This is a genomic window from Mycobacteroides chelonae (assembly GCF_016767715.1).
Lineage (GTDB): Bacteria > Actinomycetota > Actinomycetes > Mycobacteriales > Mycobacteriaceae > Mycobacterium > Mycobacterium gwanakae.
Genome location: NZ_CP050145.1, coordinates 1,704,595 through 1,723,892 on the forward strand (window position 1 = coordinate 1,704,595; position 19,298 = coordinate 1,723,892).

Genomic DNA, 19,298 nt, shown 5'->3' on the forward strand with positions numbered 1-19,298 from the left:
GTCATTCGATCAGATCGTTGCGCGGCGGCCGGATGGACTCGTTACCGAGGGTGGCCAGAAGATCCCCCGGATCTCCATGCCAGGGGAGGGCCGACAGTTGTCGCACGCTACGTCGCCCGCCAAAGGCGCGGAGCGCCTCGAAGTCCGGAATCGAGAGGGTGAGTCTATCTGTGGCCGTGGCGGGTTCGCCGAGTTGTACGGAACCGGTCGTCGGGGTGTTCAGCATGAGAGTCAGTCCCCCGTTCTGTCGAGCCATTCCGTCGAATCTCATCATCAGGAATTCCAGGGTGACGGCGAAGACCGGATCCTCGGTGCGGTTGCCAGGTTGACCGAGTGCGCCGCGGATGTCGTGCTCATGGGTGAGGGAATCGAAGACGAGTTGGGCGGCTGGCGCTTCGAGTCCATCCTGGCCCACCCGCTCGATCACCGTGTCGATCGCCTCGCTCCAGAGATCGAGCAACTCATCGATAGTCTTACCTGCCAGGCGATCAACCTGCGCGCGGGTCCACGCCTCGGTACCTATACCTTCCAGATTGAACGACACGATGTCTTGCGCGAGTCCAGCGAGGTGAGCGAGCGTCTGGCGCACGGTCCAGGCCGGGCATGCGGGCACAGGCAGTTCGGCGATCTGGGCGCGCTCTCGAAGAAGTGCGTCAATACGTTGGTAGACAAGGCGGTACGCGGCGACCGCCTCACCACCCGGCCGTAGTGCCGGCGGCCGCTCGTCGGTGGGCACCGCGGGCTACGTCCCGGCAAGGACGAGTTGACGCTCGGGTGCCGTCGTTACGTGTGTGTCGTGACGACGCCAGCAGTGACGCAGTACCCGTACTAGGAACGCGGGCCGCCGCATCAACAACGGTGAATCGTGCATGTTGTTAACACGCAGAATCGTTTCGGTGATCTGAATGTCGTTGCGCGCTGCGATCATGACCCTGTCCGACCACCACGCCGTCAGCTTCCACAGCACGCGCTGGGTGAGGGGGATGTCGGCAGGCATTGCGGTGAACAGCGGTGCCGATAGCTTGTTGTGCTGCCACACCGTGTTGATGTGCCGACCGACGGTGCGGAAGTACCGGCGGGCCAGCTGGGCGTCGCCCTCGAAGAGGCAGTCCCGAAGCGCGACCGCTTCCAGCAGCGCCATGGTCATGCCCTGGCCCTTGATGGGGTCCAGACTGCAAATCGCGTCACCTATCACCAGCAGGCCCTCGGGGAACTGCTCCATCTGGTCGTAGCGTCGCCAGAGCGCCTCGCGGTACCTAAAGACGTGCACATCACCTATCGGTACCGCCGAGCGGATGGTGTCCAGGAGTCTTTCGGGCACGAATTGTGCTGCAAAAGAGATCATTTCATCGAAAGTGCTGGGCGGTTCGTCCAGATTGAACTTGCCCAGGGTCAGCATCACGGTGCCGTTCTCGCAGCGCGCAATGGCTCCGCCGTACGGGCGTCTGGGCGCCGGGTTGAAGAAGGTGAGCTTGTCCATGTCGGTGTCGTCGGAGACATGCAGCAGTTGGCTCGCGTACGTCACCGGTGATTCCGCGCGGACCGTGGCCGGCCGGGGGTAGCCGAGCCGATCGAGGAAGGTTTGGGTCCGCGGCGTGCGCCCGGTGGCATCGATTACCAGGTCCGAGATCAACGTCGTCACCAGGCCGGTGGATCGCCGCGCCACCCGAACGCCGGTCACGCGATGCCCTTCGGTCATCGGCTCGATGACGTCGTGGCCGTCCAGGAATTTCACGTTGTCCAGGCGTTGAACACGTTGCCGTACATGCATTTCCAGAAACGGTCGGGTCGCGAGGTAGAGCCGCAGTGTTTCTGGGTCGCGGAACTTCCCTGATCGAGGGAAGATCTCGCGAGATCCGATCAGCATCGTGATGCGTGACAGGTCACCCTCGTCGCACACCGTGGCGCCGTTGGTCTGGAGCTCGTCGCGGATTCCGGGAAACAACCGCTCCAGTCCTTGCGTGCCGGAGCTCATGAACATGTGAATGTGCCGCCCCTGGGGCACCCCGCTGCGTGCGGCGGCGGTCTTAAGGTCGTCGCGCTCGACCACGGTGACCATTTCGTACGACTCCGACAGCACCCTGGCTGCCAGTAGTCCGGCCATCCCGGCCCCGAGGACTACCGCGTGATCTCTGTGTTCCCGCTTGTCAGGTGTCATCGCCGATCCTTTCGTCCCGATGCACCCTACTCTTACTAACCTCTTAATTTCTTAGAAAAGCCTTAGATTTGAATGAGCCGGCCGTTAGCCACCGAACAGCAGGTACAGCCCGGTGAAGGTGTAGCCCACCATCACCAGCATCATCGCGAGCTGGCCCGTCACCTGGTGTTTCTTGGGCAGGACACGCAGCGCCCGGTCATGGGCGGCGACCACACCCGCGATGTGCCCGGCCAGTACGAATCCCACCTTGAGAGTGGAAAGCACCGCGGGGTGCATCGACAAGACGTAGGAGACGTCGACATCGGAGAGCCATCTGCGCCCGAGAGGGTCGGCGAGCCGCAGCAGCGTCTGCTGACCCCGCTCCACGAGATAAGTCAGATAGTGAGCGAACACGTATCCGATCACGATCGGGATCAATGAATGTGCCAGCAGGCCCGGCAGAGCGCGGCGAGTGGACGCATCGACGCCGCCGGTCGCGCGCGCGGCGAGCCAGAAGGTGGTGGCAACGGTGGCCACGAAGACCGCCAGCCCGACGGTTCGGATCGTCACGGCCGCAACTGTCGAGTCACCGGCGAGTTCGTCGACAAACGCGCGCCAGCCGGGCATGGCCGAGAAACTGTCGAACGCGGTCGAACCCAGCAGCACGGCGAGCACCGCCACGATGCCCGGCCGAATCGGCAGTGACGGCAGATGATCGAACGGATTGCCGACAGCGATGCGGCCATCGGCGTTGCGCCGCAACGGTGACAACCGCGAGGCCACCATGCTGTAGACCTCGAACGGATCGGCCCGCGCACACCAGCGGGTACCGCAGGCCAGCGCGCCGGCGAGGGTTATCGCCACGTATACCAGGAGCCAGATCTTCACCGCACCAAGCGATCCGGGGTCGGTACTGGCCAGCTCGAGCCAGACAAACATGTACAGACCCGCAGCCGCGGGCCAATATCCCCATCGCTGTGGGTAATCGGCGGGTGGCGGCCGGCGCGAGAACGGTAGTACTCGGTACACGGCGCGCACGGGTGACAGCACCCGCCAGGCGGGCCCGCACAGCAGCGACAGCGCGACCACGCCGACCCACAGCAGAACGTAGAAGACACCGGGCAGCGGATTCGTGGCGTCCTGTGGGCCGAGTGTCGCGGCCACGCCGATCCACGCGGTTGCCAGGAGCACCAGCGCGGTGCCGGCCCGGCGGGTGACCGGGCTATCGGCGGCGGCGGTGACCCAGTCGGGCAGCGGTCGCCCGGGCCGACTCGCGTCGAACCGGGGCTTTTTCCAGGCCAGTGCGACCACGGCGAAGGTGAACGTCAACGCCCACGCCGCGCCAATCAGTGCGTAGGAGTAGGGGATCGGAAGATCGGACGAACCGCCCAGTCCGTGGGCGAGTACCGCCGTCGACCGATCGGCCGTCACGGCTGGACGGAGATCGTCGCGATCGTCTTCTTGAGTTTGTGAAGTTCGACATCGACCTTTCCGGGCACACTGACGCTGAACTGGAACGTCTGGCCGCTCTTCGGCTCGATCTCGAAGCTGTGGTCGGGAGTCGAGTGAACGTGCAACTCGTCGGCGGTATCGCTGTCTACGCGGATCACGATGGGTTCGGCGACGCGCGTCTGCAGCGTGGCATTGGTTGGCGTGACGACTCCGTTCTTGATGGTGACGCTGACGGTCAGCGGTGCCGGCGGCGCACTGGAGTCGGTGGCCGGAGCCTTCGTCGAAGTGGTGCACCCGGCACACGCCAGCACTGCGATGGTGATCGCGGTCAGGGCTCTCATCGTCATCCTTGATTCCTCCTAATCGGGGTGTTCTTCCTCGCCGAGCGGATCGTCCTCGTCGGCCTGGCGCCGGTCTCGCATCGCCACCCAGATGACGACACCCGCCACCACAACCGCGGGTGCGAACGCGGGCAACGCCAACAGCAGTGAGTGGTCGGCCAGGTATTCGACGGTCATGGGCCGTGAGACACCGGCTCCTTGGGATCCGGAGTCGGCAATGCGTCACTGGCGCTGCGAGTTTCGGTGCCATTGATACGCCCGGCGCCCCAGCTCAAGGCGGCGATGAGCACCAGCGTGCAGAACAGCACCACCAGTGATGCCACGTTGAACAGCCACGAGGGATGGTTTTGGTTGCGTTCACGTTGCAGGATCGTCAGCTCCTGGGTGAACGGACGGGTGCTTGACGTCAACGCCGGTGTCTCCGGTGCGCCGATGCCGGGATCGGCGGGAAGGAAGATCGGCACCCCGGTCATGGTGGTGCCGTCCTGCACGCGCAGCAGCGTCTTCCACGACCCATACACCGGAATGGGCTGTGTCGAACGGTAGTGGCCCTCACTGATCTTCTGCAGCCTGTTGATGGCCAGACCATGATCATTGGCCAGGCCGCCCTGCCAGGACAGAATTGTCACCCATTCGGGATCGTCACTGATGAGGTCGCGCGGGTTGATCACTACGTCCGCCGACACCATCCGCTTACCGCCGTCGTTGGACAGTTCGCTCAATGTGATTGTCGCGGTGGCATGTTCGGGCACCTCGGTGCGCAGGCCGTTGGCCACCGCGGCACCCAGCGCCAGCACCGTCAGCACGACTGCCGTGATGCTCACCGATCGTTTCGGCAGCTTCTGGCCGGTGAGCACCATGCCCAGCAGCGCGCCGCAGACGCCCATGGCGATGGCGGCAGGCACCGACATCGCCAGCGCTTCCGGCCACATGCTCAGTGGCCACGGGTAACGATAGACAGCCCCGATCCAGAGCGATTCCAGCCACAGGCCGGCGGTGCCCACCCCGAGGCCCGCAATGGCGCCGAACAGGATGGGGCGCTTGATGAGCGGGGTTAGTGCGATGAGTTCGACGACCAGGGCCGGCCCGAGATACAGCGCGAACCAACTCGTCGGTCCGCCGAGGATGGGTCCGGCGAGTAGTGAGACCGCCGCACGCAGGACGATGGCGAGCAGGGCGCCGATGATGGCCGCGCCGCGTCCCATCACGGTCCGCGCGCATACCGCGGCGAAGGCGGCGGCCGCGGCGATCATCATGGGCTGCTGGACCAGCCGGAACTGTTCGACACCGAAGTCGTACTCGATCTGGAACACCGACAGCCCGATGAACAAGCCACCGAAGGACAAGTAACGCAAGAACTTCACGAAATTGGTGTCGTCATCTGCATTGAAGCCGATGGCACGCCGGCCTTCGTATTCCAGGATCAGCACGGAGACCAGCGACAGTCCGGCACCACCGATCAGCATCAGGTGCGTGGGACCCCACAGCGTGACGTCCTGGCCGAAGATGCGGTGCCAGATGTCATCCAGCGGGAACCCGATCAACGCATACAGGCCGCACATCGCCATCAGCAGTCCGCCCACCGGCGCGTACCAGGTGCGGGTGATGCGCACCGCCGCCGAACCGGGCCTGTCATAGGGCAGAACTATCGCCAGCGTGCCCGCGATGAACAGCAGGAACAACCCGAACAGGATGAAGTAATGCGCGGGGTTGGCCAGCGGGCCCGCGTCGCGGCCCTTGCCGATGTGCAGGCTGACGTCCCAGATGAAACCGAACAGCGCGGCGACGATGGTCGAGACGAACAGGCAGATCTGCAGGGCCACCCAGGGTGGTCGATTGAACTTGTTGCCGATCTTGTCTGCCAGGTTCTGGAGCCAGGTGATGCGTCGCTGGCGGTGCAGGTACCCGATCCACAGCAGGCCGCCCGAGACGATCGTGGCGGCCACCGACATGCCGATCACCTGGTCGAGCGCGGCGCCACCGCCTTCGTCGGCAGCAGCGATGATGTGCAGAGACTCCGTTGTCATTGGCCGGCCATCCTGTCCGCTGAGTGGGGGAGCAACAGTGCTACTGGTCGGTAATGTTTCCAGAATTTCTCGGCTCAAACAGGAGTACGTGCTAATCACTCACTGTCCCCGCGGCATGGGACGATCGTCCCGTGACCGATGCGCTGCACCTGATCCTGGGGGACGAAGAACTACTGATCGAGCGTGCGGTGACCTCGGTGCTGCACGCGGTGCGCGGTAAGGCGGGTGCGGACATCCCCGTCAATCGGCTGCGTGCGGGGCAGGTCGACGTGGCGGAGCTGGCCGAGTTGCTGAGCCCCTCGCTGTTCTCCGATGAAAGAGTCATCGTCGTGGAGGCCGCTGCCGAGGCGGGCAAGGACTCCGTCACCCTCATCGAGCAGGCGGCTGCCGATCTTCCACCGGGAACCTTTCTGCTCGTTCAACATTCGGGGGGTGGACGTGCGAAGGCGCTCGCCGCCACGTTGCAGAAGCTCGGTGCCGCGGTTCACGACTGCGCGCGGATCACCAAGGCCGCCGAGCGAGCCGACTTCGTGCACAAGGAATTCCGCCGCCTGGGGCAGAAGGTGGACGCCGATGTGGTCGCGATCGTGATCGATGCCGTCGGCTCCGATATTCGTGAACTAGCCGCCGCGTGCTCTCAGTTGGTATCGGACACCGACGGCAACGTCGATGAGGCCGCGGTGCGCCGCTACCACTCCGGACGTGCGGAGGTCTCCGGATTCGATATCGCCGACAAGGCGGTCGTGGGTGATGTCGCCGGCTCGACGGAGGCGCTGCGCTGGGCGATGCAGCAGGGTGTTCCGCATGTGCTGTTGGCCGATGCGCTCGCCGAGGCGGTGCACACCATCGCCCGGGTGGGGCCGATCAAACAGAACGCCTACGCGGCCGCGTCCGAACTCGGGATGCCGCCCTGGCGTATCGAAAAGGCACAGAAGCAAGCGCGCCGGTGGTCGCGTGACGCGGTGGCCGAGGCCATCCGGGTGGTGGCCGCGCTCAACGCCGATGTGAAGGGGGTGGCGGCCGATGCCGACTACGCCCTGGAATCGGCGGTGCGCAAGGTGGCCGAGCTGGTGAACACCTGAGCCCGCGGGGCTGCCTCACGACACGAAAAACGCCGAGCGCGCTCGCGCGCTCGGCGTTGATCGGAAAATTAGATCAGAGCTTGTTCAGAGCCAGGGCGAGCGCCGACTTCTTGTTGGCGGCCTGGTTCTTGTGGATGACACCCTTGGTGACGGCCTTGTCCAGCTTGCGGCTGGTCGAGACGAGCAGCTCGCCCGCCTTCTCCTTGTCACCCTCGGCGAGCGCGTCGCGGAAACCGCGGACGGCCGTGCGCAGGGATGACTTGGTCGCCTGGTTGCGCAACCGGGCACGCTCGTTGGTGCGGATGCGCTTTTCCTGCGACTTGATATTGGCCACGCGTCTAAGTCCTTCGGTAAATCGTCTGGTAGGGCGGCGGCCTCCAGATCATTGGATCCGGGGCAGCTGAGCAGCGCCGCAAGGGAAGAGACTACCAGGAGTCTGGCCGAAACCTGAAACCGGCGGGTGGCCGCACAACGCCAGATTGCGTCCAGGTATCCAGCAAGTATCGGCGATACGCGCGCACGCACTGCCGAATCCGGCGAGTTGGTGCAGCATAGGCAAGGTGAGCCTGCGAACAGTGATGCCGAACTCGGGGCGACCCACACGCACGGCGGCAACGCCACGGCTAACCCGGCGAGATGACCAGATATTCGGCGGTTACCGCGAACTGGTGTCCGAGAAGGGTGCTTACGCCAAGGCCTTCGACGAGATGTTCGACGCCGATGGCAACGTGCGCGGGCCGTATAAGGGGATCTACGCCGAGCTGGCGCCCACCGATGCCGCCGACCTTGCCGCGCGTGCCGACGCGCTGGGCAGAGCATTCATCGACCAGGGGATCACCTTCTCGCTGTCGGGGCAGGAACGCCCGTTTCCGCTGGACCTGGTGCCGCGCGTCATCGCCGCGGCCGAATGGTCACGGCTGGAGCGGGGCATCGCTCAGCGGGTCCGCGCACTGGAGATGTACCTGGCCGACATCTACGGCGATCAGGAGATCCTGCGAGACGGGGTGATCCCGCGCGCCCTGGTCACGTCCTGCGAGCACTTCCACCGCGAGGCCGCCGGAATCAATCCGCCCAACGGGGTGCGTATCCACGTCGCGGGTATCGACCTGGTGCGCGACGCGCAAGGCACCTTCCGGGTACTCGAAGACAATCTGCGGTCCCCGTCCGGGGTGTCGTACGTGATGGAGAACCGTCGCACCATGGCGCGGGTCTTCCCGGACCTGTTCGCCACCCACCGGGTGCGCGCGGTGGACGACTACTCCTCACATCTGCTGCGCGCCCTGCGTAAGTCGGCGGCCACCAATGAGGCGGACCCGACCGTGGTGGTTCTCACACCGGGTGTCGCGAACTCGGCCTATTTCGAGCACTCCCTGCTGGCCCGCCAGATGGGAGTGGAGCTTGTCGAGGGACGCGACCTGTTCTGCCGCGACAACCAGGTCTACATGCGCACCACCGAGGGTGAGCGTCAGGTCGACGTCATCTACCGCCGCATCGACGACACCTTCCTGGACCCCATGCAGTTCCGTCCCGATTCGGTGCTCGGTGTCGCGGGTCTGCTCAACGCCGCACGCGCTGGGAACGTCGTCATCTCCAGCGCCGTCGGCAATGGAGTGGGCGACGACAAGCTCGTCTACACCTACGTGCCGACCATCATCGAGTACTACCTCGGCGAGAAACCCATAGTCGCGAACGTGGATACCTACCGATGTTGGCTCGACGACGAGCGCGAGGAAGTGCTTGACCGCATCGACGCGCTCGTCATCAAGCCGGTGGAGGGGTCCGGCGGGTACGGCATCGTCTTCGGCCCCGACGCCACCGAGAAGGAACGCGCCGCGATCGCCAAGAAGATCAGAGCTGACCCGCGCGGCTGGGTGGCCCAGCCCGTGGTCCAGTTGTCCACGGTGCCCACAAAGGTCGGCGACCAACTGGTGCCGCGGCACGTGGACCTGCGCCCATTCGCGGTCAATGACGGTGACGACGTCTGGGTGCTACCCGGTGGTCTCACCCGGGTGGCATTGCCGGAAGGCTCGCTGGTGGTCAACTCCAGTCAGGGTGGCGGCTCCAAGGACACCTGGGTGCTGGCCTCGCGTGCTTCTGTCGCCGAGCGTGAGCTCTCGGGGGCCGAGGTGGTCCCGGAGCTGCCGAAGGCGGCGGAGGTGGAACAGGGGCCCGAGGCGGCCACCGCGGGTCTGCAGGTGCAACAGCAGCAACAACAACAGCAGGTGATGTCCTAATGCTGGCGCGAAACGCGGAGTCGCTCTACTGGATTGGCCGATACGTCGAGCGTGCCGATGACACCGCGCGCATCCTCGATGTCACGGTGCACCAGCTGCTCGAGGATGCCAGCGTGGATCCCGATCATGCCTCCCGCGTGCTGCTGCGCGTGCTGGGCATCGACGCGCCGGACACCGTGCTCGATGTGTGGTCACTCACCGAGCTGGTCGCGTTCAGCAGGGGAGTGCAGGGTGGGTCGATCGTCGACTCCATCTCCGAGGCGCGTGAAAATGCGCGCGGCGCACGGGAAGTGACGTCCACCGAGATGTGGGAGTGCCTCAACACCACCTACAACGCGCTGGCCGATCGCGAGCGCGCCGCCCGCAGACTCGGACCCCACGAGTTCTTCACCTACGTGGAGGGGCGCGCCGCGCAATTCGCGGGGCTCGCCGACTCCACACTCAGCCGTGACGACGGGTACCGATTCCTGGTGCTGGGCCGGTCCATCGAGCGGGTGGATATGACGGTGCGGCTGCTGCTGTCCCGTGTTGGTGACCGTGCGTCCTCACCCGCCTGGGTCACGCTGTTGCGTAGCGCGGGCGCGCACGACACCTACCTGCGCACCTATCGCGGGGTCCTGGACGCGAGCCGGGTCGTCGAGTTCATGCTGCTGGACCGGCTGTTCCCGCGCTCGGTGTTCCACTCGCTGCGCCAGGCCGAGCTGAGCCTGGAGGAGCTGGATCACCAGCCGCACAGCCGAGTCGGTGCGCGTGCCGAGGCGCAGCGGTTGCTGGGGCGGGCCCGCAGTGAGTTGGAGTTCATGCGTCCCGGAGTGCTGCTGGAGGATCTGCCGACACGACTGGCCGGCCTGCAACAGACCTGCCGGGAACTGGGTGAGGCGGTGGCGCTGCAGTACTTCCACGCCGCGCCGTGGGTGGCGTGGACCGATGCCGGTGGCCGCCACGATGTGGATCCCATTGAAGAAGGCGAGATCTGACGATGTGGCCCCCACCCGCGGGAGGTACCCCCAACGTGCGCGAAGAGGAGAAGTAGATGTGGCGCTTGCGAGTCGTCCACGCCACCGGTTACGCCTACAAGACGCCGGTGACCGCCTCCTACAACGAGGCGCGGCTGACACCGCGCAGTGACGGTCGCCAGAACGTCATTCTCAATCGCGTGGAGACGGTGCCGGCCACCCGCTCGTATCGGTACGTCGACTACTGGGGTACCGCCGTCACGACATTCGACCTGCACGCACCCCATACCGAACTGGAGGTGACAGGTCTGTCGGTGGTGGAGACCGATGTCGCGGAGAAGCCGGAGGAAACGGTGAGCTGGGATGACATCCACGCCGACGCCGTCATCGACCGATTCGACGAGTATCTGTCGCCCAGCGCGTACGTCCCACACAGCAAGAAGGTGCAGTCGGTGGGCAAGCGGATCGCCAAGGATGCCAGTCCCGCCGAGGCCATTGTCGCGGCATCGAAATGGGTGCACTCGGAGCTCGACTACGTGCCCGGAACCACCGGTGTACATTCGTCGGCGCTGGATGCGTTGCGTGAGAGAAAAGGTGTATGCCAGGACTACGCGCACCTGACCTTGGTCCTGCTGCGCAGCATGGGGATCCCGGCGCGCTACGTCTCGGGATACCTGCACCCCAAGGGCGACGCGGCGGTGGGCGAGACGGTGGACGGACAGAGCCACGCCTGGATCCAGGGCTGGGCCGGCGCGTGGTGGGATTACGACCCCACCAATGACAGCGAGATCAACGAGCAGTACATCACCGTGGGCGTCGGCCGGGACTACTCGGACGTCAGCCCCCTCAAGGGCATCTACTCGGGGGGTGGCTCGACCGATTTGGACGTCGTGGTCGAAGTCACACGACTCGCCTAAACACCGCAGAAAAGCCAGTTATTGCACAGGTGTCTGGCAAGAAGAGTAATAATGCGTAGACCATGGTGACCAAACAAGCTACCGGGCTATACGGCGGACGAACGGCAGACGAGCGCCGCGCGGAGCGGAGGCGACGCCTTCTTGAGGCGGGGCTCGAGGTGATGGCCAGCTCCGGCTGGGCTGCGACAACGGTTCGGGAGATCTGCAAGACCGCCGGACTGAACACCCGTTACTTCTACGAGTGCTTCGACGGCCTCGACGAGCTACTGGTCGCCGTTTTCGACTGGATCATCGAGGACAGCATCGCCACCGCAGGGTCGGCGATGGCCGCTGCCGAGAAGGACTCACGCTCGCAGGTGCATGCCGGTGTCGTGGGTGCGGTGACCGCACTGACCGCCGATCCCCGGCGCGCCCGCGTGATCGCCACCGAGGCGATGGGCAGCCAGCGGCTCACTCGTCGCCGCATGCGGTTGACGCACTACATGGCGTTGATGCTCGGTGCCGCGCGCGCCGAGTTCGATCCGGATGCCGACCCCAACTACACCGCTGTGCAGGCCGAAGCCCTGGCTGCCGGTGTCGCGGGCACCGTGCTGGCATGGCTCGACGGACGGCTGCGTCTTGAGCGTGAAGAACTGGCTGAGTACACCGCACAGTTCGTTGACCAGGCCATGTTCACGCCGTTGCCGGTGCGCAACTCCGTAGAGCACTGAGCTGCGCTGATCGGTTCGATCAGCTCCAGGAGAAGTGCGTGCGCAGGCGCATCGCAACGATGTTGAATCGCTCCACGTCCAAAATGGCGCCCTCGCGCCGGATTCCTTCTTCGGGAACATCGAGCACGCGATCCAGGCGCACCCAGCTGGGGCGACCGTCGTAATCCCAGCTGCCGCTGCCGAGCGCCACCCAGTCCGGGTCGGTGTCGTGGCGCTCCTGGCTCGAGAGCATCAGGCCCAATAGCACCGAGCCATCCCGTCCCACCACGAGCACCGGACGATCCTTGCCCTGTGACGGGTCATCCTCATAGACCACCCAGGTCCAGACGATTTCGCCGGGATCGGCGCGACCGTCCAGGTCGGGCGTGTATTCGATGCGACGGGCCCGATGGGCCGTGGGCACGCTGCGGTTGGTGACCGGACGCCCGGGAATGGCGGTCTGCTGCTCTGTCTCCACGACGCCGATCGCTTCCAGCCCGCGCTGCAGCCCCCGCTGAACGAATTCCGACCCCTGTAGTTGCCGCAGCACCTTCGGGCCTTCGCGGAACACGACTTGTTCAAGAGTGTCCACCGCGATCTTCCCGAGCTTCCGCCCGAGCGTCTGCCACTGTGACGCCATGCTGCGAGCATACTGACCGGTAGTCCCTCACGACGTGTGTGTCAGGAGCATGGCGCGCGGCATGGGAGCATGGTGCCGTGCCAAGTTTTGCCGACACGACGTTCACGGACCCGGCGCTTATCCGTAACTTCTGCATCATCGCCCATATCGACCACGGGAAGTCGACCCTGGCCGACCGGATGCTGCAGTTGACGGGCGTGGTCGATGAGCGGTCCATGCGTGCCCAGTATCTGGACCGCATGGATATCGAGCGTGAGCGCGGCATCACCATCAAGGCACAGAATGTGCGGCTGCCCTGGCAGCTCAAGGGCGAGAACGGGCCCGAGGACTATGTCCTGCACCTCATCGATACCCCCGGGCACGTGGACTTCACCTACGAGGTCTCGCGGGCGCTGGAGGCGTGCGAGGGCGCGGTGCTGCTCGTGGACGCCGCGCAGGGCATCGAGGCGCAGACGCTGGCCAACCTGTACCTGGCACTGGACAAGGACCTGACCATCATTCCGGTCCTCAACAAGATTGACTTGCCCGCGGCCGACCCCGAGCGCTACTCCGAGGAGATCGCGCACATCATCGGCTGCGAGCCCTCCGATGTGCTGCGGGTCTCCGGCAAGACCGGCGAGGGCGTCGAGGCACTGCTGAACGAGGTGGTGCGGCTCATTCCTGCGCCACAGGGTGATCCGGATGCTCCGGCGCGCGCGATGATCTTCGACTCGGTGTACGACATCTACCGGGGCGTCGTCACCTACGTCCGCGTCGTCGACGGCAAGATCACCCCGCGCGAGAAGATCGCGATGATGTCAACGGGCGCCACCCATGAGCTGCTGGAGGTGGGCATCGTCTCACCCGACCCCAAACCCTCTGCGGGCCTTGGGGTGGGCGAGGTGGGCTACCTGATCACCGGCGTGAAGGACGTGCGCCAATCCAAGGTCGGTGACACCGTCACCTCTGCGCGCAAGGGTGCGACCGAACCGCTCACCGGTTATCGCGAACCGCGGCCGATGGTGTACTCCGGGTTGTATCCGGTGGACGGATCCGACTACCCGAATCTTCGTGAGGCGCTGGACAAGCTGCAGCTCAACGACGCGGCGCTCACCTATGAGCCGGAGACGTCGGTGGCGCTGGGCTTCGGATTCCGTTGCGGCTTCCTGGGATTGCTCCACATGGAGATCACCCGTGAGCGGCTGGAACGTGAGTTCAACCTCGACCTGATCTCGACCGCACCCAACGTGGTGTACCGCGTGGTCAAGGAGGACGGCACCGAAATGATGGTGACCAACCCGTCCATCTGGCCCGAGGGCAAGATCCGTTCGGTGTTCGAGCCCGTCGTCAAGACGACTGTCATCGCACCGAGCGAGTTTATCGGTTCGATCATGGAGCTGTGCCAGTCACGACGCGGTGAACTCGGCGGCATGGATTACCTCTCGCCGGAGCGTGTCGAGCTGCGTTACACAATGCCGTTGGGCGAGATCATCTTCGACTTCTTCGACTCGCTGAAATCGCGCACTCGCGGCTACGCCAGCCTGGACTACGAAGAGGCCGGCGAGCAGGAAGCCGACCTGGTCAAGGTCGACATCCTGCTGCAGGGTGAGGCGGTCGACGCGTTCAGTGCCATCGTGCACAAGGACGGCGCCTCGGCGTACGGCAACAAGATGACCGTCAAGCTCAAGGAGCTCATTCCGCGCCAGCAGTTCGAAGTGCCGGTGCAAGCCGCTGTTGGCTCGAGAATCATTGCGCGTGAGAACATTCGGGCCATCCGTAAGGACGTGCTCTCCAAGTGCTACGGCGGTGACATCACCCGTAAGCGCAAGCTGCTGGAGAAGCAGAAGGAGGGCAAGAAGCGCATGAAGACCATCGGACGGGTCGAGGTGCCGCAGGAGGCCTTCGTGGCGGCGCTGTCCACCGAGTCCACGGCGGACAAACCGAAGAAGTAGTCCTGGCGCAGGCTTCTCGCGGAGGGTGACCCAACCTCGCCGAGTGTGCGAATAGTGTCGATATTTCCGTGAATTTCGACCGTATCGGCACACTCGGGCTCAGTGCTCGCAGTCCTGACTCGGCATCCCGACGACGGCCCCGCCCTGCGGCCAGCCCGCGGGCGATTCCTCCCACGGCTCCTGACGCCCATACGGTGTCAGGTCCAAGAACGGATACCCGACCGCGGAATGATCCAGCCCGCGCGCGAAGGCCGAATAGGTGTGAAATACCTCGGCTCCACGGCGCAGGAAGACACTGGCGCCGGGCCAATCCCCGCGCAGGTCTTCCTCGCTGAATCCGTCGGCGTGTAACTCCTCGAGCGACTTGTAGTTGTACTCGATCGGCGCGCGCGACGGGTCGAGCGTGACGTGGAAGTCGTAGCTGAAATCGCCGTCGTTGGTGGAGTACCACGGGAACGTCCACCCGTGTTCGTCGCGGTAACGGGCGATGCTGGCATACGGCGCACGGGACACGCAGGCGAAGGTGACGCCCTTGTCGGTCAACAACGCGCGATCTCGTTCGGTGAACGTCATATCGGCCGCGCCGGTGCAGCTGGGGCATCCGCGGTCGGCGGCGTCGATCCACATGAAATGGTGGATGTACAGGGTGTGACGGCCCTCGAACATGTCCAGCAGCCGCACCGGCCCGTCAGGGCCTTCGAAGAGGTAGTCCTTCTCGACTTTCACCATGGGAAGGCGTCGGCGTTCGGCATTGACGGCATCGCGCAGATGGGTGACCTCGCGCTCGCGGGCCAGCAGTTGCTTGCGGGCCGTCAGCCATTCCTCGCGGGTGACGGCGGTGGGATAGGCGGATGAGGTTGTCATACCGATACCGACCCACCCCGGCCGGAAAACTCATCGCGTCGATACGCTGAGCGGCATGAGTACCGTGCTTGCCGGGCTTCGTCTTCCAGTCGTCGGCGCCCCGATGGCCGGCGGTATCACCGTTCCCGCGGTGGCGCGCGGGGTGAGTGCGGCCGGCGGTTTCGGTCTGTTGCCTGCGGGGTACCGCAGCGTCGAGCAGCTGGACCAGGACCGCGAGGCGATGGGCGGTCTTCCCTTCGGTTTCAACGTCTTCGTTCCCACGCCAGACCTCGGGGCCGACCTGGGTGAGTACCTGGACAAGCTGAAGATCTGGGCCGACAAACTCGAGGTGGCTCCGGGCGATCCGGTCTGGCACGACGACGCGTATGCCGACAAGATCGAGTATCTGGTGGCCAATCCTGTCCCGGTGGTGTCGTTCACGTTTGGCGTGCCGTCCGCGCAGGACGCGCACCGGCTGCGCGAGGCCGGATCCGAGGTGTGGATCACCGTCACCAGTGCCGTCGAGGCCACGATCGCCGAAGGCATCGGTGCCGACGCGCTGGTTGTCCAGGGCCCCGAGGCCGGCGGTCACCGCAGCAGTTTCGATGCCGGTGCCCCCGAAGAACCGCTGGCCGATCTGATCGCGAACGTGCGGGCGGTCACCGCGTTACCGCTGGTGGCAGCGGGCGGAATCATGGACGGCGCCGACATCGCCCGGGTACTCGCCGCGGGAGCCTCGGCCGCCCAGTTGGGCACCGCGCTGGTGGTCACCGACGAGTCGGGTGCCAAACAGGTCTACAAAGACGCCCTGCTGCAACCGGCCGAAACGGTGGTGACGCGGGTCTTCTCGGGCCGCCCGGCGCGAAGCATCTCGAATGCGTTCCAGCGGGATATGGAATCGGTTGCCCCGGTGAGCTTCCCGGCGCTGAACTCGGCGACCAAGGAGCTGCGGGCAAGCGGAGATCCGGACGTGATGTCGCTGTGGGCTGGCACCGAACATCATCGGGCCCGGGCCCTGCCGGTGGCGGAACTGATGTCGGTATTGGCCGGCGAACTGGACGCGGCACGGGGTCAGGAGACAGCATGAAACCGACCACCCTGATCTGGACCGCACTTGTCGCCGCATGCCTGCTAGTCGGCATCGACCTGGTGATCTACCTGGCAGGTCCGCGTAGCGGAGGGTCCACCGGTGTCCTTGTGTCGCTCTTGGTGTTCAACCTGCTGCTCTTCGGTGGACTCGGCATCTACCTGCTTCGCAGGCGCTAATGAGCCGGGCGGGTAGCCAGATCGCACCTACGATGGTCGGATGGTGTCGTCTCTTGATCCCGAGCTGTCGCTAGAAGGACTGCTTTCCAGTCAGTCTCCTGTTCAGCGGCGCGGCCCGTTTCCGCCCATCGCCGACTACGCATTTCTCTCGGATTGGGAGAACACCTGCCTGATCGCCGCCAACGGATCGGTGGAGTGGATGTGCGTTCCGCGGCCGGATTCGCCGAGCATCTTCGGGGCGATCCTTGATCGTGGGGCGGGGCATTTCCGGATCGCGCCATACGGGCACAACGTGCCGGCCTCGCGCCGCTACCTGCCGGGCAGCCTGATGGTGGAAACCACGTGGCAGACCAAGACCGGATGGCTGACCGTCCGCGACGCGTTGGTGCTGGGGCCCTGGCACGACGTCGATTCCCGGTCGAAAACCCATAAGCGCACCCCGACGGATTGGGATGCCGAGCACATCTTGCTACGCACCGTGCGCTGTGTGAGCGGGACGGTCGAAGTGCTCATGAACTGCGAGCCCGCGTTCGACTATCACCGTGAGGGTGCCTCCTGGGAGTACTCCGGCGACGGCTACGGCGAGGCGACCTGCCGGGCCACCAAGAACCCCGACGCCAATCCGACGCTGAAGCTGACCACGAATCTTCGGCTGGGGCTGGAGGGCCGGGAAGCGCGTGCCCGCACCCGGCTCACCGAGGGCGACAACGTGTTCGTCGCGTTGAGTTGGTCCAAACATCCTGTGCCGCAGACATATGCGGAGGCCGCCGACAAAATGTGGAAGACCGCCGAGGCCTGGCGGCAATGGATCAACATCGGTGAATTTCCCGACCATCCGTGGCGCTCGTACCTGCAGAGCAGCGCGCTGGTCCTCAAGGGCCTGGCGTACTCGCCGACCGGCGCGCTGCTGGCAGCCTCGACCACATCGCTACCGGAAACCCCTGGGGGAGTGCGTAACTGGGACTATCGCTATTCGTGGGTGAGAGATTCCACCTTCGCGCTGTGGGGTCTCTACACGCTGGGTCTGGACCGTGAGGCCGACGACTTCTTCTCATTCATCGCCGATGCTTCGGGTGCGAACAATGGCGAGAAACATCCGCTGCAGGTCATGTACGGCGTGGGTGGCGAACGCACCCTGACCGAGGGGGAGCTGCCCCACCTGTCCGGGTACGACGGGGCACGGCCGGTGCGCATTGGTAACGGTGCCTTTGATCAGATCCAGCACGACATCTGGGGCACCATGCTCGATTCGGTGTACGTGCACGCCAGGTCGCGGGAGCAGATTCCTGCGACGCTGTGGCCGATCCTGAAGAACCAGGCCGAAGAGGCGGCACGGCATTGGCGTGAGCCCGACCGTGGCATCTGGGAAGTACGCGGGGAGCCACAGCATTTCACCTCGTCCAAGATCATGTGTTGGGTCGCTATGGACCGCGGCGCGAAACTTGCCGAAATGCATGGTGAGAAGAGTTATGCCCAGCAGTGGCGTGCTGTCGCCGACGAGATCAAGGACGACATCCTGGAGAATGGCGTCGATGAACGCGGGGTGTTGGTACAGCGTTACGGCTCAACGGCTTTGGATGCCTCGCTGCTGCTCGCGGTGCTGAACCGTTTCCTGCCGTCCGACGATCCGCGGATTCGGGCGACGGTGCTGGCGATCGCCGATGAGCTGACCCATGACGGCCTGGTGCTGCGTTACCGGGTGGAGGAGACCGACGACGGACTCTCGGGTGAGGAAGGAACCTTCACCATCTGTTCGTTCTGGCTGGTGTCGGCGTTGGTGGAGATCGGTGAGGTACGCCGGGCTCGCCACCTGTGCGAGCGACTGCTGTCCTTCGCCAGCCCGCTGCAGCTCTACGCCGAGGAGATCGACCCGCGTACCGGTCGGCATCTGGGCAACTTCCCGCAGGCCTTCACCCACCTGGCGTTGATCAACGCGGTCGTGCACGTCATCCGGGCCGAGGAGGAAGCGGACATGAGCGGCACCTTCCAGCCTGCGAACGCGCCCACGTGAGCATCCGGGGCGCCGCCGCGGTCGCTGTGGTGATGTGCGTGGTCGCGTCCGGATGCGGACGCGCCGCCGATACGGATGCGCAGGCTCCCACCACAACCGAGCCTTCCTCGGGGACAACGTCATCGGCGACTCCGGCGAGCCCCGCCCCGGCCTTTGGATACACGCCGGTGTTGGAGCCGGTCAAGGGTGCCGAGGGGATGGTGACCTATGACGTGCCACTGCCGCAGCTCTCCGGCGGAGTACCCGCCGTCCGCGATCGATTCAACGACGGGATGCGCAGCGCGCTGCGCGACGTGATCGACACGTTGTCCGGTCCCGCCAAGAGCCAGCAGGTATCGATCAGCGAGGGCGATATCGGTCCTGAGCGGGAGAGCACTCGTGTCGCGATGATCGGACCGCACGTGGTGGCGGGCATCCAGGTGTATCTCTGGTACGCGGGCGGTGCACATCCGAATCAGTCGGTCTCGACGTTCGTCGTCAACAGCGATACCGCGCAACCGATTACCTATGACGATCTGTTCCCCAACCAATATGCCGCCCTGGAACGGCTGCGGCAGGTGCTACCCGATCTGGACCCGACCGCGCGGGTGCGCCAGGAGACCGTCAACGGGCGGCTCGAACAATGGATACCCGTGCCGGCCGGGTTGCGGTTCTACGTTCCGGTGTCACATGCTGCCGGTGATTTCGTTCCGATTACCGTGCCGTGGGAAAAGATTCGTGATCAGGTGGCGCCTGAAATCATTCCGGTGCTGAGCCAGTAACAAGGGGGGCG

The 19,298-nt window shown here is 65.0% G+C and carries 19 protein-coding genes; 10 read left to right on the plus strand and 9 right to left on the minus strand.

Going from position 1 to position 19,298, the window contains the following annotated elements; translation table 11 throughout:
* Window position 1: 1 nt before the first annotated feature.
* The 6 genes from HBA99_RS08430 to HBA99_RS08455 all read right to left on the minus strand — a co-directional run bounded on the left by HBA99_RS08430 (window position 2) and on the right by HBA99_RS08455 (window position 5,957).
* Entirely contained in the window at window positions 2-736 is a 735-nt protein-coding gene (locus tag HBA99_RS08430) for a maleylpyruvate isomerase N-terminal domain-containing protein (protein ID WP_057968531.1), read from the minus strand.
* Between the two features lie 6 nt (window positions 737-742).
* A complete protein-coding gene (locus tag HBA99_RS08435) occupies window positions 743-2,158 on the minus strand; it encodes an FAD-dependent oxidoreductase (RefSeq protein ID WP_070951269.1) in 1,416 nt (471 codons plus the stop codon).
* Window positions 2,159-2,242: 84 nt separating this feature from the next.
* The gene (locus HBA99_RS08440) at window positions 2,243-3,568 is read right to left on the minus strand and encodes a hypothetical protein (protein ID WP_070951268.1); all 1,326 of its coding nucleotides are present in this window, start codon (window positions 3,566-3,568) and stop codon (window positions 2,243-2,245) included.
* On the minus strand, window positions 3,565-3,930 hold the full coding sequence (locus HBA99_RS08445; protein ID WP_030095150.1) for a hypothetical protein: 366 nt from the start codon (window positions 3,928-3,930) through the stop codon (window positions 3,565-3,567). The genes HBA99_RS08440 and HBA99_RS08445 overlap by 4 nt, the downstream gene beginning before the upstream one ends.
* An 18-nt stretch (window positions 3,931-3,948) precedes the next feature.
* Window positions 3,949-4,107, minus strand: coding sequence for a hypothetical protein (locus tag HBA99_RS08450; RefSeq protein WP_044104331.1), 159 nt, complete (start codon window positions 4,105-4,107; stop codon window positions 3,949-3,951).
* Window positions 4,104-5,957, minus strand: coding sequence for a hypothetical protein (locus HBA99_RS08455; protein ID WP_070951267.1), 1,854 nt, complete (start codon window positions 5,955-5,957; stop codon window positions 4,104-4,106). The genes HBA99_RS08450 and HBA99_RS08455 overlap by 4 nt, the downstream gene beginning before the upstream one ends.
* Window positions 5,958-6,088: 131 nt before the next feature.
* On the opposite strand from HBA99_RS08455, the gene holA reads away from it, so the two are divergent.
* Window positions 6,089-7,039: a DNA polymerase III subunit delta gene (gene holA / locus HBA99_RS08460; RefSeq protein ID WP_070951266.1), complete on the plus strand. Its 951-nt coding sequence runs from the start codon at window positions 6,089-6,091 to the stop codon at window positions 7,037-7,039.
* A gap of 73 nt (window positions 7,040-7,112) precedes the next feature.
* Here the strand turns inward: holA and rpsT are convergent, their stop codons facing one another.
* The gene (gene rpsT / locus HBA99_RS08465) at window positions 7,113-7,373 is read right to left on the minus strand and encodes a 30S ribosomal protein S20 (RefSeq protein ID WP_030095153.1); all 261 of its coding nucleotides are present in this window, start codon (window positions 7,371-7,373) and stop codon (window positions 7,113-7,115) included.
* A gap of 244 nt (window positions 7,374-7,617) precedes the next feature.
* On the opposite strand from rpsT, the gene HBA99_RS08470 reads away from it, so the two are divergent.
* The 4 genes from HBA99_RS08470 to gplR1 all read left to right on the plus strand — a co-directional run bounded on the left by HBA99_RS08470 (window position 7,618) and on the right by gplR1 (window position 11,856).
* Window positions 7,618-9,273, plus strand: coding sequence for a circularly permuted type 2 ATP-grasp protein (locus HBA99_RS08470; protein WP_057969648.1), 1,656 nt, complete (start codon window positions 7,618-7,620; stop codon window positions 9,271-9,273).
* Window positions 9,273-10,250: an alpha-E domain-containing protein gene (locus HBA99_RS08475; protein ID WP_030095155.1), complete on the plus strand. Its 978-nt coding sequence runs from the start codon at window positions 9,273-9,275 to the stop codon at window positions 10,248-10,250. The genes HBA99_RS08470 and HBA99_RS08475 overlap by 1 nt, the downstream gene beginning before the upstream one ends.
* A 56-nt stretch (window positions 10,251-10,306) precedes the next feature.
* Complete coding sequence (locus HBA99_RS08480; RefSeq protein ID WP_057968536.1) at window positions 10,307-11,146, plus strand: transglutaminase family protein; 840 nt, start codon at window positions 10,307-10,309, stop codon at window positions 11,144-11,146.
* 62 nt (window positions 11,147-11,208) lie between these two features.
* Window positions 11,209-11,856, plus strand: a complete 648-nt coding sequence (gene gplR1 / locus HBA99_RS08485) for a TetR/AcrR family transcriptional regulator GplR1 (protein WP_057964958.1) — start codon at window positions 11,209-11,211, stop codon at window positions 11,854-11,856.
* 19 nt (window positions 11,857-11,875) lie between these two features.
* On the opposite strand, the gene HBA99_RS08490 is transcribed toward gplR1, so the two are convergent.
* Window positions 11,876-12,475 carry a type II toxin-antitoxin system PemK/MazF family toxin gene (locus tag HBA99_RS08490; RefSeq protein ID WP_030095158.1) on the minus strand — a complete coding sequence of 200 codons (600 nt, stop codon included), beginning with the start codon at window positions 12,473-12,475 and terminating at the stop codon, window positions 11,876-11,878.
* A gap of 77 nt (window positions 12,476-12,552) precedes the next feature.
* Here HBA99_RS08490 and lepA point away from each other — a divergent pair, with 77 nt between their 5' ends.
* A complete protein-coding gene (gene lepA / locus HBA99_RS08495; protein WP_057968562.1) occupies window positions 12,553-14,406 on the plus strand; it encodes a translation elongation factor 4 in 1,854 nt (617 codons plus the stop codon).
* Between the two features lie 99 nt (window positions 14,407-14,505).
* On the opposite strand, the gene HBA99_RS08500 is transcribed toward lepA, so the two are convergent.
* A complete protein-coding gene (locus HBA99_RS08500) occupies window positions 14,506-15,270 on the minus strand; it encodes a DUF899 domain-containing protein (RefSeq protein WP_070930482.1) in 765 nt (254 codons plus the stop codon).
* Between the two features lie 55 nt (window positions 15,271-15,325).
* On the opposite strand from HBA99_RS08500, the gene HBA99_RS08505 reads away from it, so the two are divergent.
* Genes HBA99_RS08505 through HBA99_RS08520 form a run of 4 tightly spaced genes read left to right on the plus strand, consistent with a single transcriptional unit; the run spans window position 15,326 to window position 19,287 of the window.
* Window positions 15,326-16,336 (plus strand): NAD(P)H-dependent flavin oxidoreductase, encoded by a 1,011-nt coding sequence (locus tag HBA99_RS08505; protein ID WP_070951265.1) that lies wholly within the window; start codon window positions 15,326-15,328, stop codon window positions 16,334-16,336.
* Window positions 16,333-16,515 (plus strand): hypothetical protein, encoded by a 183-nt coding sequence (locus HBA99_RS08510; RefSeq protein ID WP_030095162.1) that lies wholly within the window; start codon window positions 16,333-16,335, stop codon window positions 16,513-16,515. The genes HBA99_RS08505 and HBA99_RS08510 overlap by 4 nt, the downstream gene beginning before the upstream one ends.
* Before the next feature lie 40 nt (window positions 16,516-16,555).
* Window positions 16,556-18,526, plus strand: coding sequence for a glycoside hydrolase family 15 protein (locus tag HBA99_RS08515; protein ID WP_070951264.1), 1,971 nt, complete (start codon window positions 16,556-16,558; stop codon window positions 18,524-18,526).
* Window positions 18,523-19,287: a hypothetical protein gene (locus tag HBA99_RS08520; protein ID WP_070951263.1), complete on the plus strand. Its 765-nt coding sequence runs from the start codon at window positions 18,523-18,525 to the stop codon at window positions 19,285-19,287. Before HBA99_RS08515 ends, HBA99_RS08520 begins: the two co-directional genes overlap by 4 nt.
* The last annotated feature ends 11 nt before the right edge of the window (window positions 19,288-19,298 follow it).